The sequence below is a fragment of the Amycolatopsis sp. NPDC057786 genome (assembly GCF_042797905.1).
Taxonomy (GTDB): Bacteria; Actinomycetota; Actinomycetes; order Mycobacteriales; family Pseudonocardiaceae; genus Amycolatopsis.
Window position 1 is genome coordinate 25,102 of the sequence record NZ_JBHVKW010000031.1, and the last position, 24,877, is coordinate 49,978.

General features: G+C 69.3%; 22 protein-coding genes. 9 read left to right on the plus strand and 13 right to left on the minus strand.

All coding sequences use genetic code 11. The features are described from left to right. The first annotated feature begins 93 nt into the window (after positions 1 to 93). Positions 94 to 1,080: a methyltransferase dimerization domain-containing protein gene (locus ACFVM3_RS18275; protein WP_378440009.1), complete on the plus strand. Its 987-nt coding sequence runs from the start codon at positions 94 to 96 to the stop codon at positions 1,078 to 1,080. After that, complete coding sequence (locus ACFVM3_RS18280; RefSeq protein WP_378440011.1) at positions 1,077 to 2,012, plus strand: alpha/beta hydrolase; 936 nt, start codon at positions 1,077 to 1,079, stop codon at positions 2,010 to 2,012. The genes ACFVM3_RS18275 and ACFVM3_RS18280 overlap by 4 nt, the downstream gene beginning before the upstream one ends. Before the next feature lie 315 nt (positions 2,013 to 2,327). On the opposite strand, the gene ACFVM3_RS18285 is transcribed toward ACFVM3_RS18280, so the two are convergent. Genes ACFVM3_RS18285 through ACFVM3_RS18300 form a run of 4 tightly spaced genes read right to left on the minus strand, consistent with a single transcriptional unit; the run spans position 2,328 to position 7,262 of the window. Next, entirely contained in the window at positions 2,328 to 2,915 is a 588-nt protein-coding gene (locus ACFVM3_RS18285) for a TetR/AcrR family transcriptional regulator (protein ID WP_034306161.1), read from the minus strand. Positions 2,916 to 2,956: 41 nt separating this feature from the next. Continuing rightward, entirely contained in the window at positions 2,957 to 4,591 is a 1,635-nt protein-coding gene (locus ACFVM3_RS18290) for an amidohydrolase (RefSeq protein WP_378440013.1), read from the minus strand. 3 nt (positions 4,592 to 4,594) lie between these two features. Further along, entirely contained in the window at positions 4,595 to 5,386 is a 792-nt protein-coding gene (locus ACFVM3_RS18295) for a molybdenum cofactor biosynthesis F family protein (RefSeq protein WP_378440015.1), read from the minus strand. Between the two features lie 10 nt (positions 5,387 to 5,396). Further along, positions 5,397 to 7,262, minus strand: coding sequence for a primary-amine oxidase (locus ACFVM3_RS18300; RefSeq protein WP_378440017.1), 1,866 nt, complete (start codon positions 7,260 to 7,262; stop codon positions 5,397 to 5,399). Between the two features lie 114 nt (positions 7,263 to 7,376). On the opposite strand from ACFVM3_RS18300, the gene ACFVM3_RS18305 reads away from it, so the two are divergent. The 3 genes from ACFVM3_RS18305 (at position 7,377) to ACFVM3_RS18315 (ending at position 10,267) form a co-directional block, all read left to right on the plus strand. Continuing rightward, on the plus strand, positions 7,377 to 8,096 hold the full coding sequence (locus ACFVM3_RS18305) for an SDR family NAD(P)-dependent oxidoreductase (RefSeq protein ID WP_378440019.1): 720 nt from the start codon (positions 7,377 to 7,379) through the stop codon (positions 8,094 to 8,096). 14 nt (positions 8,097 to 8,110) lie between these two features. After that, a complete protein-coding gene (locus ACFVM3_RS18310) occupies positions 8,111 to 8,908 on the plus strand; it encodes an SDR family NAD(P)-dependent oxidoreductase (protein WP_378440021.1) in 798 nt (265 codons plus the stop codon). A 465-nt stretch (positions 8,909 to 9,373) separates the two neighbouring features. Further along, complete coding sequence (locus ACFVM3_RS18315) at positions 9,374 to 10,267, plus strand: hypothetical protein (RefSeq protein ID WP_378440023.1); 894 nt, start codon at positions 9,374 to 9,376, stop codon at positions 10,265 to 10,267. 82 nt (positions 10,268 to 10,349) lie between these two features. Here ACFVM3_RS18315 and ACFVM3_RS18320 read toward each other — a convergent pair whose 3' ends face one another. The 8 genes from ACFVM3_RS18320 to ACFVM3_RS18355 all read right to left on the minus strand — a co-directional run bounded on the left by ACFVM3_RS18320 (position 10,350) and on the right by ACFVM3_RS18355 (position 18,577). Beyond that, positions 10,350 to 11,045 (minus strand): ABC transporter ATP-binding protein, encoded by a 696-nt coding sequence (locus ACFVM3_RS18320; RefSeq protein WP_378440025.1) that lies wholly within the window; start codon positions 11,043 to 11,045, stop codon positions 10,350 to 10,352. Continuing rightward, on the minus strand, positions 11,042 to 12,745 hold the full coding sequence (locus ACFVM3_RS18325; protein WP_378440027.1) for an ATP-binding cassette domain-containing protein: 1,704 nt from the start codon (positions 12,743 to 12,745) through the stop codon (positions 11,042 to 11,044). The genes ACFVM3_RS18320 and ACFVM3_RS18325 overlap by 4 nt, the downstream gene beginning before the upstream one ends. Beyond that, a complete protein-coding gene (locus ACFVM3_RS18330; protein WP_378440029.1) occupies positions 12,732 to 13,592 on the minus strand; it encodes a branched-chain amino acid ABC transporter permease in 861 nt (286 codons plus the stop codon). The genes ACFVM3_RS18325 and ACFVM3_RS18330 overlap by 14 nt, the downstream gene beginning before the upstream one ends. Positions 13,593 to 13,604: 12 nt before the next feature. Next, positions 13,605 to 14,783 carry an ABC transporter substrate-binding protein gene (locus ACFVM3_RS18335; RefSeq protein WP_378440031.1) on the minus strand — a complete coding sequence of 393 codons (1,179 nt, stop codon included), beginning with the start codon at positions 14,781 to 14,783 and terminating at the stop codon, positions 13,605 to 13,607. Next, positions 14,780 to 15,172 carry a nuclear transport factor 2 family protein gene (locus ACFVM3_RS18340; RefSeq protein WP_378440033.1) on the minus strand — a complete coding sequence of 131 codons (393 nt, stop codon included), beginning with the start codon at positions 15,170 to 15,172 and terminating at the stop codon, positions 14,780 to 14,782. Before ACFVM3_RS18340 ends, ACFVM3_RS18335 begins: the two co-directional genes overlap by 4 nt. 9 nt (positions 15,173 to 15,181) lie before the next feature. Then, positions 15,182 to 15,949, minus strand: a complete 768-nt coding sequence (locus ACFVM3_RS18345) for a MoaF C-terminal domain-containing protein (protein ID WP_192744583.1) — start codon at positions 15,947 to 15,949, stop codon at positions 15,182 to 15,184. Positions 15,950 to 15,989: 40 nt separating this feature from the next. Next, positions 15,990 to 16,970, minus strand: a complete 981-nt coding sequence (locus ACFVM3_RS18350) for a helix-turn-helix domain-containing protein (protein WP_378440035.1) — start codon at positions 16,968 to 16,970, stop codon at positions 15,990 to 15,992. 224 nt (positions 16,971 to 17,194) lie between these two features. Continuing rightward, positions 17,195 to 18,577 (minus strand): PLP-dependent aminotransferase family protein, encoded by a 1,383-nt coding sequence (locus ACFVM3_RS18355; RefSeq protein ID WP_378440037.1) that lies wholly within the window; start codon positions 18,575 to 18,577, stop codon positions 17,195 to 17,197. A 91-nt stretch (positions 18,578 to 18,668) separates the two neighbouring features. On the opposite strand from ACFVM3_RS18355, the gene ACFVM3_RS18360 reads away from it, so the two are divergent. Together ACFVM3_RS18360 and ACFVM3_RS18365 are read left to right on the plus strand one after the other, a co-directional pair. Beyond that, the gene (locus tag ACFVM3_RS18360) at positions 18,669 to 19,121 is read left to right on the plus strand and encodes a carboxymuconolactone decarboxylase family protein (RefSeq protein WP_378440039.1); all 453 of its coding nucleotides are present in this window, start codon (positions 18,669 to 18,671) and stop codon (positions 19,119 to 19,121) included. A gap of 72 nt (positions 19,122 to 19,193) precedes the next feature. Continuing rightward, entirely contained in the window at positions 19,194 to 20,366 is a 1,173-nt protein-coding gene (locus ACFVM3_RS18365; RefSeq protein ID WP_378440041.1) for an MFS transporter, read from the plus strand. A 14-nt stretch (positions 20,367 to 20,380) separates the two neighbouring features. Here ACFVM3_RS18365 and ACFVM3_RS18370 read toward each other — a convergent pair whose 3' ends face one another. Further along, positions 20,381 to 21,706 carry a cytochrome P450 gene (locus ACFVM3_RS18370; RefSeq protein WP_378440043.1) on the minus strand — a complete coding sequence of 442 codons (1,326 nt, stop codon included), beginning with the start codon at positions 21,704 to 21,706 and terminating at the stop codon, positions 20,381 to 20,383. Between the two features lie 149 nt (positions 21,707 to 21,855). On the opposite strand from ACFVM3_RS18370, the gene ilvD reads away from it, so the two are divergent. Together ilvD and ACFVM3_RS18380 are read left to right on the plus strand one after the other, a co-directional pair. Then, on the plus strand, positions 21,856 to 23,535 hold the full coding sequence (gene ilvD, locus ACFVM3_RS18375) for a dihydroxy-acid dehydratase (RefSeq protein WP_378440045.1): 1,680 nt from the start codon (positions 21,856 to 21,858) through the stop codon (positions 23,533 to 23,535). Between the two features lie 220 nt (positions 23,536 to 23,755). Continuing rightward, positions 23,756 to 24,877: a helix-turn-helix domain-containing protein gene (locus ACFVM3_RS18380; protein ID WP_378440047.1), complete on the plus strand. Its 1,122-nt coding sequence runs from the start codon at positions 23,756 to 23,758 to the stop codon at positions 24,875 to 24,877.

Sequence of the window (24,877 nt, forward strand, 5' to 3'; positions counted from 1 at the left end):
GGCAGGTTTTCCCTGGCAGCGGGCGAAAACTTGCACTGGATTCTTTTGTCTACGTCTGTAGACTCTCGATGGAAACGAGCTGAGGAGGCACCCGTGAGCGGGTCGACCAAGACTGCCGGTCCCGAGCGGATCGTGGACATCGCCGTGGGCTACATGGCGGCAAAGCAACTCTTCGCGGCGAGCCGGATCGGCCTGTTCACCGCGCTCTCCGACGGGCCGTTGACGGCCGCGGAACTGGCGGGGAAGATCGGCAAACCGGAGAAGATCACCCGCATCCTCGGTGACGCCATGTCATCACTCGGTCTACTGTCCCGTGTGGACGGACGGTACGAGCTCGGCGCCGACGCGGCGGAGTATCTCGGTGGCGGCGACCTCGATCTGGCGCCGTTCCTGACGTTCCTGGACTCGATCAGCTACCCGCATTGGCTGCAGTTCGGTCACACGGCCGACAGCGGTGAGCCCGGGAAACTGGAGATGGACGACGCGCGCTGGGGCACGTTCATGGCGGGAGTCATGACGTATAACGCCCTGCACGCCAAGATGCTGGCCGGCGCTTACGATTTCGGCTCGCATCGCAAGGCGCTGGACCTCGGCGGTCTCTCCAGCGCGTTCGCGGTCGAAGCCATGAAGCTCAACGACGAACTGCACACCACGTTCGTCTTCGACCCGGGCTTCACCGAGTCGGTTACCACCGCGGCGGCCGAGGCGGGCTTGGCGGACCGCGCGACCGTCGTCGGGGCGGAGACGCCCACCGCGCGGCCGGAAGGCGAGTTCGACCTGGTGATGGTCAACCACGTCGTCCACCGGTTCGACGCGAAGCAGAACGCGGAGATCCTGCGTAACGCTCGCGCCGCCGCCGCGCCGGGAGCGGCACTGCTGGTGCTCGACTTCTTCCTCGACGACGACGAGGTCCAGCGCCCGATCGACGCGTTGCACGCGGGAGAGTATCTGGTGATCGACGGGACGGTCGTCTACCCGGAGGCCGAGGTCCGAGGCTGGCTGAGCGCGGCGGGCTGGCGGGTCACCGACCGGCTCGCGCTGCCGGGCAGCCCGCGGGTGCTGGTCGCGGAAGCGGTGTGACCGTGACCCTCGATCCCGCGGTCAAGGAACTGCTCGCCCGCAGCGCCCCGTCGGAGGCGCCGGCCGGGCCGCTGACGGCTCCCGAGCTGCGAGCCGCTTTCGCCGCTTCCTGGCGACGCCCCGAGTCGGTCGAAGAGGTCGGATCGGTGGCCGAGCACGTCCTGCCGTCCGGTGTGCGGGTGCGGATCTATCTGCCCGAGGTCGCGGGGCCGGTGCCCGCGTTCGTCTGGATCCACGGCGGCGGGTGGACGATCGGCTCGATCGACGAGAACGAAGTCGCGTCGCGGGCGGTGTGCAACGCGGCGAAGGTCGCCGTCGTCGCGGTCGACTACCGGCTCGCGCCCGAGCATCCGTACCCGGCGGCCCCGGACGACTGCTACGCCGTCGTCGAATGGCTCGCCGCGGGCGGCGGGGGTCCTTCGGTCGACTCCGCGCGGATCGCGGTCGGTGGGGAAAGCGCGGGCGGCAACCTGTCGACGGTGGTCTCGATGATGTCCCGTGACCGTGGTGGCCCGCCGTTGGCCGCGCAGGTGCTGATCTGCCCGGTGTACGGCCATCCGGACGACGGGTTCCGGTCCTATGTGGACTTCGCCGAGGGCTTCGGCATGACCGCCGGGGCGATGCGGTTCTTCTTCGAGCAGTACGTGTCCGATCCGGCGCAGCTGAACGACCCGTACCTGCTGCCGCTGCGCGCCGACGACCTGACGGGTCTCCCGCCGGCGCTCGTGCTCACGGCCGAGTACGACGTCCTGCGGGACGAAGGGGAAGAGTTCGCGCGGCGGCTGGCCGACGCGGGGACCCACGTCGAGATGACGCGGTACTCGGGGCAGATCCACGGGTTCTATGGGCTCCACACGGATCTTCCGGCCTCGCCGCGCTCGCACCGGCACGTGGCGAGCTTCCTGACCCGGACCTTCGACTGCCGCGTTTAGTCCTCTGAATGCGGTATCGCCGGGCGCCGGCACGTTGCGAAGGCCACTTTCGCAACGTCCTCGTGGAGGTTTTCGCCATCGGTAGGCGAGTCGTCACTCGTGTGTGTGGGGCCGGAACTCGCGTGTTTGGGGGCGGATGACAGCTGGTGGCGAGAGTTCCGCCTCCAGTCACGCGAGTTCCGCGTCCAATCACGCGAGTTTCGCCTCTGATCACGCGAGTTCGGTTGTGCGGGCGGAAGTCCGTGAAGGCCTCCTTCACTACCCTGAAGGTAGGGAAGGAGGCCTTCACGGCGTCAGATGCGGGGAAAGCGCCCTTCAGGGGCGGGTGAGGCGCTCGAAGAACGACTCGAGGTGCTGCCGCTGCAAAGCGATCGTCGAGAACTCCCCGGCGACCAGGCTCATCACGTTCGCCCCGGCGTTGATCAGCACGACCTCGTCGACCAGCTGCTCGTCGGGGGTCTCGGTGACGATGTCGCCGTCTTCCCGGCCTTCGGTGAGATACCGGTGCAGCAGCCCCCGCCACGAGCGGATGTGCTCGAGGTACTTGTCCTGCAGTTTCGGGTTGGTCAGCGACAGCTGCCAGAAGGTGAGCAGGACACGCCCCGCGGCGATGCGGTCCTCGTCGATCGGCATCGACGAGACGCACAGCTCGCGGAGCGCGGTCAGCCCGCGCAACTCGTCCAGCTCCACGTACTCGCGCATCATGCCGAGCGCGCGTTCGTAGGTGGCCTGGATGATGTCTTCCTTGCTGGGGAAGTACAGCTTGAGCGCGCCGTTCGCGAAGCCGGCGGCGGCCGCGATTTCGCGCATGGTGGCGGCCTCGATCCCGCCCTGGGTGATCAAATCCCAGGTGACGTCGACGATATGGCTACGCCGCTCGTCGTGGTCGATGATCTTCGGCATCGGCAGACCTCCCGCACTGGTTCTTCTACCAGTGTAGGAGATCAGACGCGGTGATACACGCGCCGCCCGGCGAACCACGTTTGCGTCACCTTTGTCTTGACGAGCGCGGACGGGTCGGTTCGGAACGGATCGCGGTCCAGAACGACGAAATCCGCCGACTTCCCGGGGACCAGCGAGCCGGTGACGTCGCCGAGCCCCATCGCGCGGGCGGCGGCCAGGGTGAAGACCTCGATCGCCTCGTCCAGGGTGATCGCCTGCTCCGGCCACAGCGCGCCGGGGAACGCGCCGGTCGGATCCTGGCGGGTGACGAGGCCGTGGATGCCCTCCCACGCGTTCGGGGACTCGCTGACCGGCCAGTCCGAACCGCCCGCGACCAGCGCGCCCTCGTCGAGCAGCGACCGGTTCGGCTGCATCCGCCCGGCCCGCTCGCCGGGCAGGACCTCGGCGATGGCGGCCGGGATGACGCCCGGGACCCACAGGAACGGCGAGATGTCCGCGGCGACGCCCAGCGCGGCGAAGCGGGGGAGGTCGTCGGGATGGACGAACTGGCCGTGCGCGACCTGGAACCGCGCTTCGGTGAAGCCCTCGGCGCGCACCTTCTCGACGGCGTCCAGCGTCGCGCGCACCGACGCGTCCCCGGTGCAGTGGACCTTGGCCGAGAGCCCCGCCGCGGCCGCCGTGCGCAACCAGCCGACGAGTTCTTCACCCGGCATGGTGGTGGCGCCGTGATGGCAGGCCCCGTGCGCGGCGTCCGGCAGATACGGCTCCAGGAACGCGGCGGTCCGCGTCGGCGGGACACCGTCGAGGAAGATCTTCACGAAGTCCGGCCGGTGATGCTCGCTCCGGTACTGCCCGGCCACCTCCAGCAACGGCGCCCCGATCGGGTCGAAACCGAAGATCGGGTCGTTGATCAGCAGCGACGAAACGACCCAGGCGTGCAACTCGCCCGCGTCGTCGAGCGCCTTGAGGGCGCCCAGGATGTCCGCGGAGACACCGGCGTCCTGGAACGCGGTGACCCCGTACGAGTGCAGCGTGCCGATCCCGTGCCGTGACGCCGCGACGTGCTGCTCCGCGGTGAGTGTCCGTGTCTCGCTGAGGGCTCGTTCGACGGCGACGCCCGCCGCCTCGAGCAGGACGCCGACCGGCTCACCGGTCGAGGGGTCGCGGACGATCTCCCCGCCCGCCGGATCGGGCGTCGACGCGGTGACGCCCGCCAGCTCCAGTGCCCGGCTGCTCACCCAGCGGTTGTGCCTGCTGTCGTCCGACAGCATGACCGGGCGTCCGCCGGCGGCCTCGTCGAGCGCGAGCCGGGCCGAAACCCGCGAAAGCGTGCTGACCAAAGTGGACGCCCAGGCGCCGCCGACCACCCACTCGTCCGGCCCGAGCTCTGCAGCCCTCGCGCGGACCGCGGCGAGGATGTCGTCCAGTCCGGCGTCGAGGCCGAAGTTCAGCTCGAAGAGGGCCGAGCGCCCCGCGAGGGCGTGGTGGTTGTGCACGTCGACCAGACCGGGCATCACGAACGCGCCTTCGAGGTCGACGACCTCGGTATTCGGCCCGCGTTCGATGTCCTCCAGGGACAGCACCTTGCCATCCTTGATCGCCAGCGACGATGCCCAGGGTCTGCCACCGTCCACTGTGTACACGGTGGCGTTGGTGAGGACGATGTCGACGGTCAAGGTTCAGCTCCCGGCCGGGTCGTAGGCCTCGGGGTGCACGGTGGTGCTCAGCAGCCTGCCGTGCGCGCCGAAGGTGAAATGGGTCGGAGTGCTCCCGGTGGCGTCGAGTCCGAAAAGGACACCGTGCGAGCGAAGGCGCTTCGCGTCACGGTGGTCGGCGACGGTCACCGAGGCGCACGGGATCACCTTCTCCCGCCAGGCGAAGACGTAGATACCCGGCCGCAGCTCGTAGACCGAGTTCTCGTCGGTGTCCGCGAGCCCCCTCTCGGGGCCGGCGAGGCACTGCCACGTGTACCAGTGCGGGCTGAGGTACACGTGCTCGTAGGCGTGTTCGGTGCTGTACACCCACAGCACCCGGCGCCCGACCAGCGATGTGGTCGGGGCGAGCGGTTCCCCGGTCGGCTCGATGCCGCCGACCGTGGCGGCCACGAAGGACTGCGTGACGCGGGGCGAAGTGTCGCCGATCTTGCTCAGCACCAGGAGGGCGCGGCCGCGGCGCAGGTCCAGCAGCAAGGTGAACGCCTCGTCCTGCCTGGCCTGCGGGTGGAACTGGACGTAGTACAGGTCGTCGTCGACCAGGAACGTCTCGCAGCGGTCGGTGCCCGTGCCGTGGTAGGTCCACTCGATGCGGGTGCCGGAGAAGGCCGCGGTGAACCTGGTGCCGTCTTCACAGGCGAGTTCGAAGGCGCGGCCGTGCAGGTCGCCGACCGTGGGCGCCTTGTTCGCGTCGAAACCGGGGGCCAGACCGTCCAGCGGCAGCCAGGTGGACGTGTCGGACAGGGTCAGTTCGGGCATCGTGGGAGTCCTAGTGCTCGTGGGCGGAACAGTGATCGGCGGCGGCGCCGGAAGGCAGGTCGAGGGCCGGGTTCCGGTCCAGGAAGCCGTAAGGGCGCAAGGAGAAACCGGAGTAGTCGACCGGCATGACCGGCCAGTCCTCCGGACGCGGGACATGGGTCGGGCCGAACACGTGCCACAGCACGAGATCGGTGTCGACGAGGTCGCGGTCGGCTGCCGTCCAGGCCGGCAGGCCCGCTCCGCCCGGATGCGCGTTCGGACGGTCGCCTGCCGGGAAACGTTCGTCCGCGCGGTACGGCGTCGCCCACAGATGACGGGTTGCGAACGTCGCCCGCTGGTGGACGGTCGATTCCGGCTGCGCCATCAGGGTCGCGGACGGCCGCGGCACGAGCTGGTACGCCGTCGGCGAGCCGAGCCGGTTGGTCCGCCCCGCGCTGCGGATCTCCCAGACCCGCGCCTTGGCCGGATCCGCTAGCCGCCGCGCCTCCTGTTCGGTGCGCAGCGGTGTCTCCTTCCAGGTGAACGCGTTCCCGTACGGGTTCTGCTCGCCCATGGGCACCCGTTCGACGTCGACCTCGACGAGCGAGTTGCGTTCGCCGTCGATCGCCACGTCCAGCCGGGCACAGAACAGGTGCTGGTGCACCGGCGCGAACAGGCCGGGCGCGATCTCGTTGGCGTGCGGATGATCCGTGCCGGGGTGCGCGGCTCCGGCGAACACGATGCCGGTGGCCTTCGCCTCCAGTTCCACGGTGCCGTCGAGGTAGAGGTACCAGAAGAAGCCGTAGTCGTAGTTGCCGATGGTGGAGATCGACGAGATCACCAGCCGTCGGGAGCGGCGGACCTCGGCGCGGCCGTCGAGATCCGTGTGCTTCCAGAGGATCCCGTAATCCTCCTCGTGCATGCAGATCGCGCGGGGGATCTCGACCGGATGGCCGTGGTCGTCGGCGACGAACGCGGGGAAGTAGTGGATGACGCCGAGGCAGTCGCAGCCCAGCCGCAGGTCGTTGCCGTTCTTGCCGAGCAGGTACTCGCCCGCGTCGAAGTAGCTGATCCAGAACCGTCCGGGCGCGGTGTCGCCGTAGGGCACCACCATCTCCGGTACCGACGCGCGGTGCAGCACCGACCGGTCCTGGAAGCTGATCTGATGCAGCGTGAGGCCCTCGCGGGCGTTGAAGCCGACCCGGAGTTTCCAGCCCTCCCAGGTGACCTCGTTGCCGTCGACGGTGAAGCTCGGCCCCTCCGGCTGGGTGATCTCGATCGGCTTGAGGGTGGTGCGGGCCGGGACACCGTCGTAGCGACCGTGCTCAGGTGGCACGGGCACGTCGCCTTCGTCCTCCACCCGGATGATGCGCTGCCCGGTCAGGTCGATGTGCACGATCAGGCCTTCGACCGGATGCGCCCACGGGCTGTCGGACGCGTCGTCGCGCAGGAACGTCAGCGAGCGGATGACCCGGCCGGTCTCGTCGGGCCTGCCGAAGAAGCCGGGCGCCAGGGGAGCGCAGAAGGCGTGCTCGATCCGGTCGCCGAGCCCGCGCCGCTCCATCGCGGCCTGCCACTCCGGCGAGGCCTTGGTGATCGACGCGGCGAGGTCGTACTCCTCGAACAGATACGCGGGCTGACCTGGGCCGCAGTCCTCGTTGGAGACGACTTCGCGCTTGGCCAGCGAAACGACCACGTCTCGCGCCTCGCCGGTCGCGGTGTTCAGCAGCGTGTACTGGACACGGCGGTCGGGGGCGGCGTCGCCTTTCTCGGGCTCCACCGGCAGCACGGCCGGGAATCGCGTGGTCGCGGCGAGCAGGCCTTCGGCGGCCAGGATCTCGCGGCCTGCGGTGAGTTCGTCGGCGGTCAGCGGGTCGAGTGGATGCGGCCTGGTCATGGTTCGCAGTCTTGCCGGTCCACCTCCGGCTGAAAAGGCCGTCATGCGGCTGCCGACAAGAAGGGTGCACTGACGGCCAACCTCCGTGAATGATCCGGACCGGAGGATGGCGCCATGGGACTGGAGCTCGCGGGCAAGGCCGTGCTGGTGACCGGCGCGGCATCCGGTATCGGCCTTGCCTGCGTCCAGGCGTTCCTCGCCGAGGGCGCGCGGGTCGGCGCCCTCGACCGGGCTCCCGTGCCCACGCTGGCCGACGGCCTGCTGGCGATCCACGCCGACGTGACCGACGAGCCGTCGATGGCGGCCGCCGTCGGCACCATGGCGAGCCGGTTCGGTGGACTCGACGTCGTGGTCGGCTGCGCGGGGATTTCCGGACCGGTGGGCACCTCGGTCACCGAAACCACGGCGGCGGATTTCGCCGCGCTCATGGCCGTCAACGTCACCGGCCAGTTCCTGCTGGTCAAACACGCGGCGCCGTGGCTCACCGCGTCGGGTGGCTCGGTCGTGCTGCTGGCCAGCGACTCGGCGTTCACCAGCGCGCCCGGCATGGTCCCGTACTGCGCTTCGAAGGGCGCCGTGGTCGCGATGACCAGGGCTCTCGCCGTCGATCTTCCCGGTGTCCGGGTGAACTGCGTCTGCCCGTCGGTGGTCGACACCCCGATGGCGCGCGGCGATCTCGGCGACGTACTCGACGATCCGGCTTTCCCGGTGCAGGCTCCCGAAGAGGTCGCCTGGCAGGTGCTCCACCTCGCGTCCGCGCGCTCGCGGGCGGTCAACGGCCAGGCCGTGCTCGCCGACTTCGGCGTCTCGGCCCGCTCCGGTTTTCCCGCTTAGAAAGGACTCCGCAAGTGAAGAAGGTTGTCGCGATCACGGGTGGCGGTACCGGTATCGGCGCCGCGGTGGCCCGCCGGTACGCCGATGAGGGCGCACAGGTGGTGGTGCTCGGACGGCGGCTCGAACCGCTGGAGAAGGTGGCCGCCGAAACCGGCGCGCACGTCATCGCTTGCGACGCCAGCGTCCGCGAAGCCGCCGAGAACGCCGCGGCGGAGATCGTCGGCAAGTTCGGCAGGCTGGACGTCGTCGTGGCCAACGCCGGCGGGCACGGCCTGTCCTCGGTGGTCGACACCGGCGACGAGGAATGGGAACTGGCGCTGCGCTCGAACCTGTCCAGCGCCTTCGTGTTCTGCCGGGCCACGCTGCCCACGCTGGTCGAAACCGGCGGTCAGGTGGTCATCGTGTCGTCGCTGGCGGGGTTGTTCGCCGGGCCGAACGTCGCCGGCTACACGGTCGCGAAGCACGCGCTGATCGGCCTGACACGCTCGATCGCCCGTGACTACGGGCCGAAGGGCGTCCGCGCGAACGCGGTCTGCCCCGGCTGGGTGCGGACCCCGATGGCGGACGGCGAAATGGACCAGTTCGCCGAGGCGGCGGGTTTCGACGGCGGCCACGACGAGGGCTACCGGCGCGTCACCGCCGAGGTCCCGCTGCGCCGTCCCGCCGAACCGGAGGAGATCGCGTCGATCGTGCGGTTCCTGGGGTCTTCGGAGTCGTCGTACATCACCGGCGCGGTGATCGTGGCGGACGGCGGCGCGCACGCCGTCGATCTCCCGACTTTGGCCTTCGAACGGGCGGGGATGGGTTCTTAGGGCGCGAGGTACATGATGGCCCCTTCCTTGCGCCTGGTGCAAGGAAGGGGGCCATCACGCGCTTCACGATTTCGTTGGCGCCGGCGTCTTGTGCCACCGATTCGCTATCGCGCCGTGCATGCCACTGAGTTGGTCGGAGCCAAGGAAGAACACTGTCGGTTCACCACCCGGTCTGCGGTTTCACGCCCGGCGAATGAAGGTCAGCTGCGGGAATTCGCGCCCCCGGTACATTCTGGACACCTATCGAGATGGGGAACTCGTGGTAGACAGACGTGTAAATGTGCTTTCGGTGGTCGGAGTGTCAGGGCTGATGCTGACGGCATCGATTCTCGGCGCCGCGGCGGCGCAGGCGGACAGCGCACCGCAATGCACGGCGACGGATCATTGCTACTCTGTCGGGGTCATCGGATCCCAAGCGGAACCCTTGTGGATGAATGCGTCGGCGCGGACCTCGGAGTCGGATGTTTGCACGTAGACGACCGGGACAACGAGTTCGCGAATTGGGAGATGTGGATCCTCACGAACCTTAATGACCCGAAGCAGGACACCTGGGTGGAAGCGGGAATGACCGCCGGAACACTCTACGCTTCGCCTGGGCGAGAGAAGGGTTTTCTCTGGTACTGGGCGGACTCGCGCCCCGGGTCTCCGTATCGCGAGAGTTACATCAAGCCCGCGCGTACGAACGAGTTCGAGAATGTGACGTTCAAATGGGTGCCCGGCAGCGGCGACTGGGAAGTTCACCAGGACGGCGACCGGGTCGCGGTGTCCGAGGGTAACGGGGCCTATGGTGGGCGAGCGGACAATGGACTGGAGGTGACTACGCCGGGTGCCCGGATCGCCGGTGCGTCGACGAACTTTCAGTACCAGGACACCGGCAATGTGTGGCACACTGCCCCCACCTACATCGAGAACGACCGGCCCGACCTCTTTTTCGGTTATACGAACGGAAAGAATGTCGTCGCCGGAACACACAAGCCGTGCGTGAACGAAGTGGGCACGATGACAGAGAACAGGGAAGCGACGTCGCCGACACCGGCCGGCCTGCTGGCGGCGGCCAGGAAGCTGGCGAGCCAGAACGGCGAGCCGAACCCCAGGAACATCGAATACGTCGCGACCGGTAGGCAGGCTCTTTCCAGTCTGGACGGTAGCCGGACGACCTCCGACGACCCCGCGTACTTCGTGCAGATGACCGGTGATTTCGTCGGGCATGCCGCGAAGGTCCCCCGGGGTAGCAAGGCGCCAAGGGGCAACGTGCTGACGTTGACCATCGACGCGAAAACCGGGCAAACGCTGGGCTGGTCCATAGCTTTGGCGCCGCACGACCTGTCCCGGTTCGGGACGGTATCGACATTGCGATAGCGCGCGGATACGTACCGGGTCCGTGAAGCCTCCTTCCTCACCTTCAAGGTAGTGAAGGAGGCCTTCACGGACTTCCGAACGGTCAGGGTTCCCCGAGGTAGGCCGAGTGCAGGGTGCCGGGCGAGTCCAGCAACTCCTGCGCCGAACCCGCATAGGTGACCTGCCCCGAAGACACCACCAGCGCGTCGCTCGCCACGCCGAGCGCGAGGTGCGTGAACTGCTCGACCAGCAGGATCGCCGCGCCCTCCTCGGCGAACCGGGTCACCATCGGCAGCAGCCGCGTGAACACCACGGGCGCCAGGCCGAGCGACATCTCGTCGATCAGCAGGAACGACGGCCGCGCGGCGAACGCGCGGGCCAGCACCACCATCTGCTGTTCGCCGCCGCTGAGCAGCGCGGCCGGCGAGTCGCGGCGTTTCTCGAGTTCGGGGAACAACTCGAACAGTTCGTCGGCCCGCGCGCGGGTGCGCGCGGTCAGCATCAGGTTCTCCAGCACGGTCAGGCCCCCGAACACCGCGCGCCCCTGCTCGATATGCGCCAGACCCCGTCGCGCGCGGGAGACCCGCGACTGCTTCGTGATCTCGTCGGATCCGATGTGGACGGTCCCGGCCGAGGCGGGCACCACGCCGGAGACGGCCTCCAGCAGGCTGGTCTTCCCGGCACCGTTCGGGCCGACGAGCGCGGTGATCCGGCCCGGCTCCAGGGTCAGGTCGACGTCCCGGATCACCGGCCCGGCCCCGCGGGTGACGGTCAGCCCGGCTATCCGCAAAGCGTTCACAACAGCTCCGTTTCACCCATGTACGCCTTGAGCACGGCGGGATCTGCGAGCACCTCGGCCTGGGGGCCGGACGCCAGCACGCGGCCGAAGTCCAGGACGGTGATCGTGTCGCAGACCGAGCGCACCAGGTCGAGATCGTGCTCGATGAGCAGCACCGACACCCCGAATCGCGCCGGGACCTGCCGAAGCCGTTCCCCGAACGCGATGTGTTCTTCGTGTGGAAGTCCCGCGGCCGGCTCGTCGAGCAGCAGGACCCGCGGCCGCGCCAGCAGATGTCCGACGACCTCGACCAGCCTGCGCGCCCCAACGTCCACTTGCGACAGTGGTGTGCGGGCGGCCGGGCAGCCGAAGAAGTCCAGCGCCTCGCCGATCTCGTCGGCGGTGAGCCGCCGCCTGGCGAGGAACTTGAGGTACGCCCCGACCGTCAGCCCCGGCGGGACACGGTCCTGCTGGAACGTCCGGCGCAACCCGGCGCGGGCCCGGTTGGACGGCGACCCGGTGAGCGGGCTGCCGCCGAGTTCGACGGAGCCCTCGGCGTTCGGCAGGAAGCCGCTGATCGCGTCGACCAGCGTCGACTTGCCCGCGCCGTTCGGCCCGATGACGCCGAGCACCCCGTGTTCCGGGACCGCGATGTCCACTGAGGACAGTGCGGCCACGTGCCCGAAGTTCACGCTCAGCCCGCGTACGGTGAGCACCGGTGGGCCAGGCGCTGTGGACTCGATGTTCGCGGTCTTGGCGGCGAGGTCGAGTTTCGCCGGTTCCTTCTTGGCACGCCGATACCACACCTGGCGCACCGTGGTGCCCAGATTCCCGCCGCCGGCCAGCGCCTGGACGCCGAGCACGCCGAACACCACGAAACCCCAGTCCTGAGGGATTCCCCAGCGCTTCAGCAGTTCCGGCACCCCGACCCACAGGATCGCGCCGAACACGGCCATGTCGATCAGATGCGCGCCCGACATGATCGCCAGCACGTACAACGCCAGCGACTGGATCGCGGTGAAGCTCGCCGGGAAGGCGAGCCCGACCTGCCCGGTGAGCAGGCCGCCGCTGATGCCGCCGAGGGTGGCGCTCACCGCGAACGCGGTCAGCTTCGACGTCCGCACGCTCGTCCCGGCGGCCGCCGTGCCGCGTTCGGAGAACGCCACCGCCTGCCAGGCGCTGCCCCAGCGCCCGCGGCGCAGGAAATACACGGCGAGGCAGCACAGCACCAGCACGACGACGGCGAGCTGGAAATAGGACCGGTCGTCGGAGAAGGCGTCCGGCCGTTCGACGGAGATCCCGCCGGAGACGCCGGGGAACTGGAGCTGGACGAGCGCGAGGTCGGCCGCCGCGGCGAGCCCCAGCGTGACGACGGCGAGGTTGATCCCGCGCAGCCGCAGCGCGGGGAGCCCGACGAGGATCCCGACCAGTCCGGCGACGAGGCCGCCGAGCAGCAGCCAGACCAGGAATCCGCCGGGCGCCTGTGCCTCGTTCAACGCTGACACCGTCCACGCACCGACGGCGCCGAAGGTCAGCTGGCACAGGGAGATCATGCCCGCGCTGCCGGTGACGACGCCCAGCCCGAGCAGGGAGATCCCGGCGACGACGGCGCTCATGCCGAGATAGACGAAGTACCCGTCGAGTCCGACGCTCAGGCCGTAGCCCACGGCGATCGCCACGATGGCGACCGCGAACGGAATCCCGCGTTCAGCGAGCCGCATCCCACACCTCCCTGCGCTGCGACCAGAGCAGCAGCGCGACGATGACTGCGAACGGCAGGAAGTACCGCACGACCGAAAGTCCGTCGACCTGCGCGGCCGCGCCCTGGATCAGGCCGAGGCCCAGCCCGCCGGCGACCGCGAGGTCGAGACGGCGGAACCCGCCGAGCAGGGCGGCCGCGGCCGCGGGGACCACGAGCATCGCCAGCGACGTCGCGTCGTTGGACTGCGACGGCGCCACGATCGAGATCACCAGTGTGCTGACCACCCCGGTGACCGCCCAGACCGCGATGCTGAGCCGTTTCGCCGGGATGCCCAGCAATTCCGCCGTCGTCGGGCGTTCCGACAGGGCCCTGAGCTGGACACCCGCCGACGTCCGGCTCAGCACGATCCGGCTGGCCACCGCCACGAGGACGGCCAGCGCGACCGTGACCACGGTGACCTGGCTGATCACCACGCCGCCGACGGTGACCGCCGGACCGTCCAGGATCGGGTGGAACGGCTGAGGTTTGTTGCCGAACAGGATGAACGACAACGAGATCAGCAGGAGCAGCACCGCCACGGTGACCGCCGATCGGGTGCCGGTGTCCGCCTCGGCGAGCCAGGTGGACACGATCCAGCCGAGCAGCGCGCTGAGCAGCCCGCCGAGCAGGATTCCCGCCACCGTGGCCAGCCACGTCGGCAGTCCCGCGTGGACGGACAGGAACACCGCCACGTAGCAGCCGAACATCCCGGTGGCGGACTGGGCGAAGTTCACCACCCGCACCAGGCGCGACATCAGCGTCAGGCACACCGCCAACACCGCGTACAGTCCGCCGGCGGCCAAGCCTGCCAGCGCTCCCTGCAGCATCGAATCCTCCCGTTACTTCTTGGGAATCCGCAGCCAGTCGTCGGCGACGAGTTCCCATTTGTTGGTGCCGGAGGCGAGCTTGATGGGCCAGCCCGCGGTGTTGTCGTGGTGCGTCTGGCCGGGGCCGAAGACGTACGGCGTACCGACCATCGGGTCGGTGATCGGCTTCATCTCGCGCAGTGCCTTGGTCACCGATTCGCGGGTGATGTCACCCTGGATCCCGCGGATGACGTCGAGGAAGTACTTCGCCGCCAGGTAACCGCCCTGGCTGAACGAGGTCAGCGGGATGTTGTTCTTGGTCATCAGTTCGCGCCAGTCCTTGTTCTGCGGGCTGGTCGCGTCGGTGAACGGGTAGAACTCGGCGGGCACGTACACCCCGGCGCCCGCGTTGGTGATGGCCTTGGCGTAGTTCTCGCTGTAGACGCTGGTGAGCAGCAGCCACGTGACGTCGTTCCAGCCCTGCGCCGCGGCGGCCTTGAGCTGGCCGATGGAATCCGGCTCGACCGGGTTCACCGTGATCGCCTTGCATCCGGCGTTGCGCGCCTTGACGATGTAGGACGTGTAATCCGAACCGCCGTAGGGCACGGTCGCGTCGAGGTACTTGAGCTTCTTGCCGGTGATGGCCGACCACTCGTCGATCGCCGCCTGGTACGACGGCAGCGTGTTGCCCGCGATCTCCAGTAGCGCGCAGATGTCGTTCAGCTTCAGCGTTTCCGAGCCGTAGAGCAGGGTCAGCGTCATGTCGTGGTATGGGCCGACGTTGACCGGGGCGATGTTCGGGCTGGAGAAACACGCCGGGTCCACGCCGATACCCTGCATGGACAGGATCTTCTGCTGTTCGTAGTACTTGTTGTTGATCTCGCACTCGATGAGGCTGGACGAGCCGACGAGCGCCACCGCCTCGTCCCGGCCGACGACCTCGCGGGCCGCGGCGGCGGCGGCCGCCGGGTCGCCCTTGTCGTCGAGGGCCTTGTACTGGATCTGTCTGCCGTTCACGCCACCGGTCGCGTTGGCCGCGTCGAAGACCGCCTTGGCCGCCTGGGAGGCTTCGGGGAACGTCGCCGCGCCGCTCAGCGCGTTGACCGAGCCGACCACGATCGGCCCGCTCGAACCGCTTTCGGAGCCGGCGCAGCCCGCGGTCGCGAGCAGGACCGCGGCGGCGAGGGCGGCGAGGCGCCGCGCGGGTTTCACCGGTTCCCCATGGCTTCGGCGACGGGCACGGAGTCGACGATCTGCTCGAACGAAGTGACCTTGCCGCCGTCGAACTTCCACACGTGCGCGACGCGGGCGGTGAACGAGCGACCGGTCTCACGGTGCTTGCCCTCGTAGGTCCCGATGCCGATCACCGCGTCACCGGCGTCGAAAAGGTCGCCGAGCGTGAAGGTGTAGCCGTCCCAGTCCTTCGCGATCGCGCCGAAGACCTTCTCCCGGACTTCTTCGGGGCCGGTGTAGGTGCCGGCGTAAGGGAACCCGGCCGCCTCCGTCCAGGTGGTCCCGGGACCGAGCGGGGCCAGCATGCCCGCCAGATCGCCCCGGTCGCTCGCGGCGTAGTGCGCGGCGATGATGTCTAGATTGGACACTGGGACTCCTTAAACCGGTTGCGCGTCGGGATAGGCGACCGCGCCGAGTGGGTAGATGTGCCCGCCCGCGCGGGAGTGTTCCGACCGGCCGTCGCCGGTCAGGCCGAGGAAGACTCCGGTGGTCTTCAGCGCGTAGCCGAGGTCGTGCAGCCACACACTGGCCACGGCGATGCGGAATTCGCGGAAACAGAACAGGTAGAGCCCGTCCTGGAACTTCCACACCGTCGACAGGTCCATGTCCCCGTGACCGCGCTGCACACCTTCGAGGCATTGCCAGGCATAGCGTTGCGAGGACACGTACACGTGCTCGTAGAGGTGTTCGGGACTGTAGCGGTAGATGTTGCGCTTGCCGATCAGGTCGCGCGACGGTCCCGGTACCTCGCCGGTCGGCGTGCCGGCGTCGGTCGTGCCGGACCAGAACGTCTGGGAGACACGGGGAACGCCTTCGACGTCCTCGGCGCCGATGACCGAGCGCACGGCGAGCGCGCGATGCGTCGTCGTGGAGAAGACGACGGTGAGCGCTTCACCTTCGACGCTGGTGTGTGGGAGATTGACGAAGAAAACGTCTTCCCGGACGGCGACCGCGTCGTACGGATCCTTGATGCCGTTGCAGGTGACGGTTTCAGCGTCTTCGAACCGCAGCGCGAGCGTCTTTCCGTCGTCGAGGGTGACGGTGAGCTCGCGTCCCGACAGGTCCGCGTTCGGCAGGCGGTAGGTGGCTATTCCGGCGGCGAACTCGTCATAGGTGCGCCACTGTTCCTCGGGTGCTTCGGGCATGCGGTCATCGTCGAGGCGACCGCACCGGCGAGGCCAGCTGTCACGCGCTGGGCGGCAACAACCGGTCGCTCACGGTCAAGCCGCGGCGCAGTTCGCTCGGCGAGCAGCCGAATTCCGTCTTGAACACCCGGCTGAAATGCGGCGCGTCGACGAAACCCCACTTCGCCGCGATGGCCGCGACGGGCCGGGAAAGGTGCACGGGGTCGAGCAATTCGCGGCGGCAGTGTTCGAGCCGCCGGGTGCGGATCCAGCCCGAGACGGTCGTGCCCTGTTCGTGGAAGAGGCCGTGCAGATGCCGGGTGGAGATGTAGTGCTCGGCGGCGATCTGCGCCGGGCCGAGGTCGGTGGAGGAGAGGTTCGAGTCGATGTAGGCGAGCACGCGGCGCATCAGCTCGTGGTGCGGCCCGGCGGTCGCGCGGGCGAGGTCCAGCTCGCTGGCGAACAGCGTCGCGAGCAGATCGACCGCCGTATGCGCGAGCCGGACGCCCGCCGGCCCGCCGAGCTGGTCGAGGTTGCTGCCGAGTTGCGCGAGGAACGGCACCACCACGTTGCCCATGCCCCGCTTGCCCGACATGGGCACCGCGGTCAGCTGGCCGACCAGGTCGCGGGGGAGGTCGATGAGCCGCTGCGGGAACATCACCACGAGCGTGCGGAAATCCTCTTCGAAGGCCAAGGTGTACGGCCGGTGCGTGTCGTACAGCGCCACGTCTCCGGGGCGGAGCATCGCCTCGCGGTTGTCCTGCACCAGGAGGCCGGTGCCGGACAGGATCAGGCTCAGCTTGTAGTAGTGCCGGTCCGCCCTGGCGATGAGCTCGGGCGTCCGTTCGACCACGTGCGCGGACGCGGTCACCTCGGTCAGCTGGACGTCGTCCGCGCCGCAGGAGCGGATGCGGCCGCGGAAGTGGTCCCGGTGCTCGCTCGTCACGTGCAGCGGCACGAAGGATTGCGACACCACCGTGCGGAAATCGGTGAAATCTCGCGCGACCGTGGTGGTGGTCGGGTCGGCGGTGGCGGTGGTCACGGGGGTCACCTCGCAGCATCGGGGGTGAATTTCATATACGATAAGCGATACGATGCTGCCGGGCAATGATCGCGGCGAGGTCGGTCGGCGAGGGTCCTCGGGTCCACGTCGACGGGTGCCACCGTGCCCCTTTCGTGACGGCCGACGTCTTCGGTGAGGACGCGCGCGCGCTGAACGGGGTCGCGAACGGATTTGTTCGTCCTTTGTGGACGTGCGGCGGGTCTTCACCGGTCAGGCAAGGCGAGGCAGAGGGCGTCCAGCGCGGCACCGAAGGCGTGTTCGGGTGGAGTGCCGTACCCGATGACCAAGCCCTCGCGCCGGGGCATCGTGCTGTCCGGATGCGGATAGGCGGCGAGGCCGTCGAGTGCGAGCTCTTGGCGCCGTGCGGCGCGCAGCGCGGCTTCTTCGGTACCGGCGGGCAGTTCGAGCACGGCGTGCAGCCCCGCGGCGATTCCGCCGACCGTGATGTGCGGGGCGCGTTCGGCGAGTGTGGTCGTGAGCAGGTCGCGACGGTGCCGATAGACCTTCCGCATCCGGCGCAGGTGCCGGTCGTAGGCGCCGCAGGTGAGGAAGTCGGCGAGGGTGAGCTGATCGACGACGCCCGACCAGATCTCCCGCGGTCCTTTGGCGGCGACGACCTCGTCCGCCAGCCAGCCGGGCACGGCCAGCCAGCCGAGCCTGAGCGCGGGGGAGAGGCTCTTGCTCGCCGAACCGAAATACACGACGTGATCGGGGTCGAGACCCTGCACGGCGCCGGTCGGCTCGCGGTCGTAACGGAACTCGCCGTCGTAATCGTCTTCGAGGAGCAAGCCTCCGGTCGCGCGTGCCCAGTCGATGACCGCTGCCCGGCGCTCCGGACGCAGGGCACCTCCCATCGGGTATTGGTGGGCGGGTGTCAGCAGGGCGGCGTCCGCGCCGGTGCGGTGGAGCTCCTCGACGCGTGCTCCGTGGGAGTCCACCGTCAACGGCACCGTTTTGAGTCCGGCTTCTTCGAGCAACGATCGGTGGAACTCGAGTCCGTACGACTCCACGGCGACAGGGCCGCGCAGGACCCGGCGTACGAGGCTCAGCCCATGCGCGAATCCGGAGCAGACCACGATCCGGTCCGGTTCCGTGCGTACCCCTCTGGTCCGCGCCAGATACTCCACCAGCGCCGCCCGCAATTCCGGTCTGCCGCGGGGGTCGCCGGCGCCGAAGGCCTCGTTGGGAGCGCTCGCGAGCGCCCGCCTGGCCGAAGCCGCCCAGGCCGAGCGTGGGAAGGCGGAGGCGTCCGGGGAACTGGGCGTCAGGTCGTGGAGCACGCGGCGTGAAGCCGGGCGCGCCGGACCTCGTGAACGGCCGGGTTCCAGCGGGGTGGCGCGATGCGCGACGCGCGTTCCCGACCCTTGGCGGGTGATGAGCCAGCCTTCTTCGGCCAGCTCCGCGTACGCGTCGGCGACGGTGTTGCGAGCGACGCCCAGGTCGGCGGCGAGGGCGCGATAGGGCGGCAGCCGGGTGCCGGGCGCGAGCCGTTCGGACCGGATCGCTTCACGCAAGGCCCGCATCAGCCGGAACCGCAGGCTCCCGCCGCCGGCGAGCTCCAGATGCAGATCGCTGCCCCGGTCCATCACGGCCCCTCGGGCTGACGGTGATTGACCCATGAAATCTCCACGGGAATGCACCATACCGTGGGCCACTTGCGCTTCTAGTGTCCTTGGCATGACCACAGTTCACATTCCCGAGCGGATGGATTTCTCCCGCGTCGCCCCGCGGGTCTTCAAGGCCGTACTGGCCCTGGACGCCGCGGCCCGTGCCGGGCTGGATCCGGTCCTTCTCGAACTCGTGCAGATTCGCGCGTCCCAGCTCAACAGGTGCGCGTACTGCATCGACTACCACACCGGCGACGCGCGCAAGGCGGGCGAAACCGAAGAGCGCGTCAATCAGCTGATCGCTTGGGAAGAGTCCAGCCTCTACACCGCGAAGGAGCGTGCGGCGCTCGCCCTCACCGACGCCGTGACCTTGCTGCCACAAGGGGTTTCGGACGAGGTGTACGACCAGGCGGCTCTGCACTTCGAGGACACGGAGCTCGCCCAGCTCATCGCGCTGATCTTCACGGTCAACGCCTGGAACCGGATGAACGTGACCACCCGCAAGACGCCGGGCACCGAATAACCGCTCCCCGCACACCAAGGGCGATGGCCGCTCGCGCGCGGCCATCGCCCTCGATCTCGAAAGGTTCCTCTCGTGACCGCCGCCGAAACCCTGCCCAGGAGCCATTCACCGGTCAAGGGCTGGCTCGCCGTCCTGGCCGTGACACTGGGCATCTTCGCCCTGATGACCTCCGAACTGCTGCCCGTCGGTCTGCTCACGCCGATCGGCTCGGCCTTGGACGTCTCCCCGGGAACGGCGGGACTGATGGTCACCGTGCCCGGTCTGGTCGCCGCGATTTCGGCGCCACTGGTGACCGTGGCCATCGGCAAGACCGATCGGCGGCTGGTGCTGGCGGTGCTGGTCGGTCTCGTGGGCGCGGCCAACCTGGCTTCCGCGTTCGCCACCGGCTTCGCCCTCGTTCTCGTCGCCCGCTTCCTGATCGGGATCAGTGTCGGCGGTTTCTGGGCCCTCGCCGGTGGTATCGCATTGCGCCTGGTGCCGAAACACCACGTCGCGCGCGCCACCGCCGTGATCTTCGGCGGGGTCGAGACGGCGTCCGTGCTGGGCGTGCCCGCCGGTACGCTGCTCGGCGACCTCGGCGGCTGGCGCACGGCCTTCGCGGCCGTGGGCATCCTCGGCCTGATTTCCTTGGCCTGCATGGTCTTCCTGATGCCGAAGGTGGAGCCGGACCAGACGATCACCTTCGCGGATCTGCCGCGCGTGTTCCGTTCGCACGCCGCCGTCCGCGTGGGGATCGCGATGACCTTCCTGGTCATCACCGGTCACTTCGTCGCCTACACCTTCGTACGGCCGATCCTTCAGGAAGACGGCGTCGCCGACGGCATGATCGGTGTGGTGCTGCTGATCTTCGGAGCCGCCGGCATCTGCGGGAACTTCCTCGCGGGCGCGCTGATCGACCGGTACCTGCGGCAGACCGTGTGGGGGATCGGCGTGGTCCTCGCGACGGCCATGGCCGTGTTCGCCGTGACCGACAACGGCACCTTCTCGGCCGCCGTGATCCTCGTCCTCTGGGGACTGGGCTACGGCGCCGTCCCCGTCACCTTCCAGACCTGGATCCTCGCCGCCGCACCGGAAGCGACCGAGGCGGCTTCCTCGCTGTACGTGTCGGCGTTCAATCTGTCCATCGCGCTCGGCGCGCTGTTCGGTGGTTTGGCCGTCGACGCCATCTCCACCGTCAGTGTGCTGTGGATCGGCGGAGCACTGGTGCTGTTGGCGCTTCCGGTGGTGGGGCGGCGGAGAGGGTGAACGAAACGATCCCTTTACGCGAGCGCGGCCGGGAGGGTTTCGAAGCCGCGCAGGATCCGGGTCTCCCGCCGTCGCGCCCCGTCGAGCGGCCGCAGGTCCGGGAAGCGCTCGAAGATCGACCGCAACCCGATCTCGCCCTCCATGCGCGCCAGCGAAGCGCCGAGACAATAGTGCCGCCCCGCGCCGAAGGAGACGTGATCCCGCGCGTTCACCCGTCCGACGTCGAAGGTGGCGGGGTCGTCGAAGATCTCCGGGTCACGGTTGGCGCCCGCGAGCACGGTGGTGACGATCGCGCCGCGCTCGATACGGGTCCCGCCGATCTCGGTGTCCCGCGCGGACAGCCTGCCGGTGAGCAGAACCGGCGGGTCGTAGCGGAGGATCTCGTCGACGGCGTTGCTCCACAGCTCCGGTTCCGCCCGCAGTTTCGCGAGTTCGCCCGGGTGCCGGGTGAGCAGGGCGATGCCGTTGCCGAGGAGGTTGACGGTCGTTTCGAAGCCGGCCGCCAGTACCAGTCCGGCGGTGGCCTTGAGTTCCCGCTCGGTCAGGCCCACCCCGTCCTCGCGTGCGGCGATCAGCTTGCTGAGCAGGTTGTCGCCCGGATTCTTCCGCAGTTTCCCCAGATGCAGCGTGAGCCACGAGTCGAACTCGGCCAGTGTCGCCTCCACCGTGCGGAAGGTCCGCCACGGCAGACCGAGGTCGAGGCTCGGGGCCGCGGCGCCGCCCAGCGCGAGGACCTTGTCGCGTTCCTCCGCCGGGACGCCGAGGATTTGGCTGATCACGGTGACCGGCAAAAGCCCGCAGTACCGCTCGATGAGATCGACGGGGTTCGCCGGGTCGAGGCCGTCGAGCAGCTCGTCGGCGATCGCCTGCGTGCGCTCGCGCAGCTGCTCGACCGCGCGGGCGGTGAAGACGCGGGTGACCAGCTTCCGGTAGCGCGTGTGGTCGGGCGGTTCGCTGGCGAGCAGCGACGGCGGCTCGATCGGATGGATCAGGCCGGACGACGACCAGGCGACCAGCCGGTTGAGCAGCGGGTTGTCCGGGACGAACCGCACGGTCTTGAACGCGTCGCTGGTCAGCACCTCCTTGCACGCCGAATGCCGGGTGCTGACATGGCCGACCCGGGTGGTGGCGATGGCGCCGTGCGAGCGGATCTCGTCGAACAGTCCGCTCAGATCCGCTCCGCCGCTCGCCTCGACGGACAGCCTGCCCTGGAGATCGCCCCGGCGCGCCGCGGCCCGCAGGGCGACGCGGGGGATGGCGTGGCCGATGCTCCAGCGGGTGACCGGTTTGGCGATCGCCTCCGCCTTGTGCCGGAAGGGAGCGGTCTTGAGTGCGAACATCAGGACTCCGTCCGTGCGGGTTCCCCGTCGAAGGTATCGGAACGACGTGTCAGTAGCCAGCGGCTCGGAGCTCCGCGGAGCGGTGAGTTGCGCAGGGCGCGCCGGGTTGGCAGCGTGCGCGGTGTCCCACCACGAAGAAAGGTGTTCCGATGCCGCAAGACCAGCCGGATTTGAAACCTCGTTCGCGCGACGTGACCGACGGCCTGGAGCGTGCGGCGGCCCGCGGCATGCTCCGCGCGGTCGGGATGGGCGACGACGACTTCGCCAAACCGCAGATCGGGGTGGCGTCCTCCTGGAACGAGATCACGCCCTGCAACCTGTCGCTCGACCGGCTGGCCAAGGCTGTCAAGAACGGCGTGCACGCGGCGGGCGGCTATCCGCTGGAGTTCGGCACGATCTCGGTGTCCGACGGCATTTCCATGGGCCACGAGGGAATGCACTTCTCGCTGGTGTCCCGCGAGGTGATCGCCGACTCGGTCGAGACGGTGATGATGGCCGAGCGGCTGGACGGCTCCGTGCTGCTGGCGGGCTGCGACAAATCCCTGCCGGGCATGCTGATGGCGGCGGCGCGGCTCGATCTCGCTTCCGTTTTCCTTTACGCGGGCTCGATCATGCCCGGTCAGGTGGACGGCCAGGACGTCACGATCATCGACGCGTTCGAGGCTGTCGGCGCCTGCCTGGCCGGCAAGATCACCCGCGCCGAGGTGGACAAGATCGAGCGCGCGATCTGTCCCGGCGAAGGCGCCTGCGGCGGGATGTACACCGCCAACACGATGGCGTCGGTCGCCGAGGCGCTCGGCATGTCGCTGCCGGGGTCGGCCGCTCCGCCCGCCGTCGACCGGCGCCGTGACGGGTTCGCCCACCGGTCGGGGGAGGCCGTCGTCGGGATGCTCCGCCAGGGGATCACCGCGCGGCAGGTCATGACCATGGAAGCGTTCGAGAACGCCATCGCCGTCGTGATGGCGCTGGGCGGTTCGACCAACGCCGTCCTCCACCTGCTCGCGATCGCGCGCGAGGCGGAGGTCGATCTGCGCATCGACGACTTCAACCGGATCGGGGACAAGGTCCCGCACCTCGGCGACCTGAAGCCGTTCGGGAAGTACGTGATGAACGACGTCGACAAGGTCGGCGGTATCCCCGTGGTGATGAAGGCGCTGCTCGACGCCGGGCTCATGCACGGCGACGTGCTCACCGTGACCGGCAAGACCATGGCCGAGAACCTCGAAGGCATCGCCCCCGCCGCGATCGATGGCGAGATCATCCGCCCGCTCGACCGCCCGATCCACAAGACCGGCGGGCTGACCATCCTCAAGGGATCGCTGGCACCCGAAGGCGCGGTCGTGAAGTCGGCGGGCTTCGACGAATCGACGTTCACCGGCACCGCGCGGGTGTTCGACGGCGAACGAGCCGCACTCGACGCGCTCGCGGAAGGCCGGATCGTCGCCGGGGACGTCGTCGTCATCCGGTACGAAGGTCCCAAGGGCGGGCCGGGGATGCGGGAGATGCTCGCCATCACCGGGGCGATCAAGGGCGCCGGGCTCGGGAAGGACGTCCTGCTCATCACGGACGGCCGGTTCAGCGGTGGCACGACCGGGCTGTGCGTCGGCCACATCGCCCCGGAAGCCGTCGACGCCGGGCCGATCGCGTTCGTGCGGGACGGCGATCCGATCACCCTCGACGTCGCGAACCGGACACTCGAAGTCGAGATCGACGACATCGAGGCGCGCAAGGAGGGCTGGACCCCCAAGCCGCCGGCGTACACGCGCGGGGTGCTCGGCAAGTACGCCAAGGTCGTCCGCAGTGCCGCCCACGGCGCTGTTTGCGAGTAAGGCCCAGCACCTGCCCCGGGGGCTGAAGGGGCCCTTCACCGCATGCAACGCGGTGAAGGGCCCCTTCGTCGCATCGCATGCGGTGAAAGTCCCCTTCAGCCACCACGAACGGGTGATGCGTAGGCCGGAGAAGCGCGAGTACGTAATTCACCCGATGTGCCCCGCTACTCCGGAGTAGCAGACTCGGCGACCCCGACGATTCCCGCTGCTCCGGAGGTCGATGATGACCCTGACCGCGTACCACGCCCCAGCCCGCACCGCCGCCCTCGTGATCGCCCGCGTGGTCGTCGACGGGATCCGGCACTCGCTGCCCGAGCACGCGCCGCTGTTCGACGCGCGTGCCACGGAGTTCGTCGCCTCGGTACTGGAGCACGACGGGATGAACCTGGGCATCGCGGCCGGTGCGGACGCCTTCCGGCAGGTCGGCGTCGCCGAGTACGCGGCGGGCAAGGACCTGGAGCGGCTCTCCCGCGCCTACCACTCGGCCGGCCGATGTGCCCTGCCCGCGCTGGCCTCGCTGTCGCGGCAGCCCGGGGCCGGGTCGGCCCTGATGGACACCGGGGTGGAGGCCCTGCTCCGCTGCGCGGACGTCTTGATCCGGCTGTCCACCGCCGCCTACCGCGCGGCGCACACGCCTTCGGTCGCCGAAGTGCGGCAAGACCTGCTGAGGGAGATCTTGAGCGGCCGCCCGCCGTCGAAATGGGCGGGTCTCGCGGCGGAGGCGGGCTGGGTGCCGCCCGCCAGGGTGGTGGCCGTCGCCGCGGAGCCGGGCGCGGTCCGCGCCCCGTTCGGGCCGGAGGTGCTGGCCGATCTCACCGGCGAGTATCCGCACCTGCTCGTGCCGGACGACGTCGAGATCGGCGGCGTACTGGCGGGGACGCGGGCGGCGGTCGGGCCCGCGGTGACGCCGGCGGAAGCCGCGGTGTCCCTGCGGTGGGCGCGCCGGACGCTCGAGCTGGTCCGGCGTGAGGTGATCGAGGACGGCCCGCTCGTGCGCTGGTCGGACCATCTGACCACGCACTGGCTTTTCGCCGACGAGGTGCTGACGACCGCGCTCGTCACGCGCAGCCTGGCCCCGATCGACGGCCTGCCCGCGAACGAGCGCGCCAAACTCGCCGAAACCCTCGACGCCATGCTCTCCGCCCGAGGTGGGGCACCCGAGATCGCGGACAACCTCGGCGTGCACCCGCAGACGGTCCGCAACCGCCTGCGCCGTCTCCGGGTCCTGTTCGGCGCCCGGCTCGACGACCCGGAGACACGGCTGGACCTGAGGATCGCCTTGCGCGCCGAGCTGCTCGCGCCCGAACCGGGACGGCAGGCGACTCCGATGCGGGTGGCGTGA

Bases quoted from the DNA above. Each gene is read 5' to 3' on its own strand.
- ACFVM3_RS18285 (WP_034306161.1), bottom strand. From the start codon at position 2,915: ATGCCGAAGATCATCGACCACGACGAGCGGCGTAGCCATATCGTCGAC.
- ACFVM3_RS18295 (WP_378440015.1), bottom strand. From the start codon at position 5,386: ATGCCCGAACTGACCCTGTCCGACACGTCCACCTGGCTGCCGCTGGAC.
- ACFVM3_RS18300 (WP_378440017.1), bottom strand. From the start codon at position 7,262: ATGACCAGGCCGCATCCACTCGACCCGCTGACCGCCGACGAACTCACC.
- ACFVM3_RS18305 (WP_378440019.1), top strand. From the start codon at position 7,377: ATGGGACTGGAGCTCGCGGGCAAGGCCGTGCTGGTGACCGGCGCGGCA.
- ACFVM3_RS18325 (WP_378440027.1), bottom strand. From the start codon at position 12,745: ATGCGGCTCGCTGAACGCGGGATTCCGTTCGCGGTCGCCATCGTGGCG.
- ACFVM3_RS18330 (WP_378440029.1), bottom strand. From the start codon at position 13,592: ATGCTGCAGGGAGCGCTGGCAGGCTTGGCCGCCGGCGGACTGTACGCG.
- ACFVM3_RS18345 (WP_192744583.1), bottom strand. From the start codon at position 15,949: ATGCCCGAAGCACCCGAGGAACAGTGGCGCACCTATGACGAGTTCGCC.
- ACFVM3_RS18355 (WP_378440037.1), bottom strand. From the start codon at position 18,577: ATGGACCGGGGCAGCGATCTGCATCTGGAGCTCGCCGGCGGCGGGAGC.
- ACFVM3_RS18360 (WP_378440039.1), top strand. From the start codon at position 18,669: ATGACCACAGTTCACATTCCCGAGCGGATGGATTTCTCCCGCGTCGCC.
- ACFVM3_RS18370 (WP_378440043.1), bottom strand. From the start codon at position 21,706: ATGTTCGCACTCAAGACCGCTCCCTTCCGGCACAAGGCGGAGGCGATC.
- ilvD (WP_378440045.1), top strand. From the start codon at position 21,856: ATGCCGCAAGACCAGCCGGATTTGAAACCTCGTTCGCGCGACGTGACC.
- ACFVM3_RS18380 (WP_378440047.1), top strand. From the start codon at position 23,756: ATGATGACCCTGACCGCGTACCACGCCCCAGCCCGCACCGCCGCCCTC.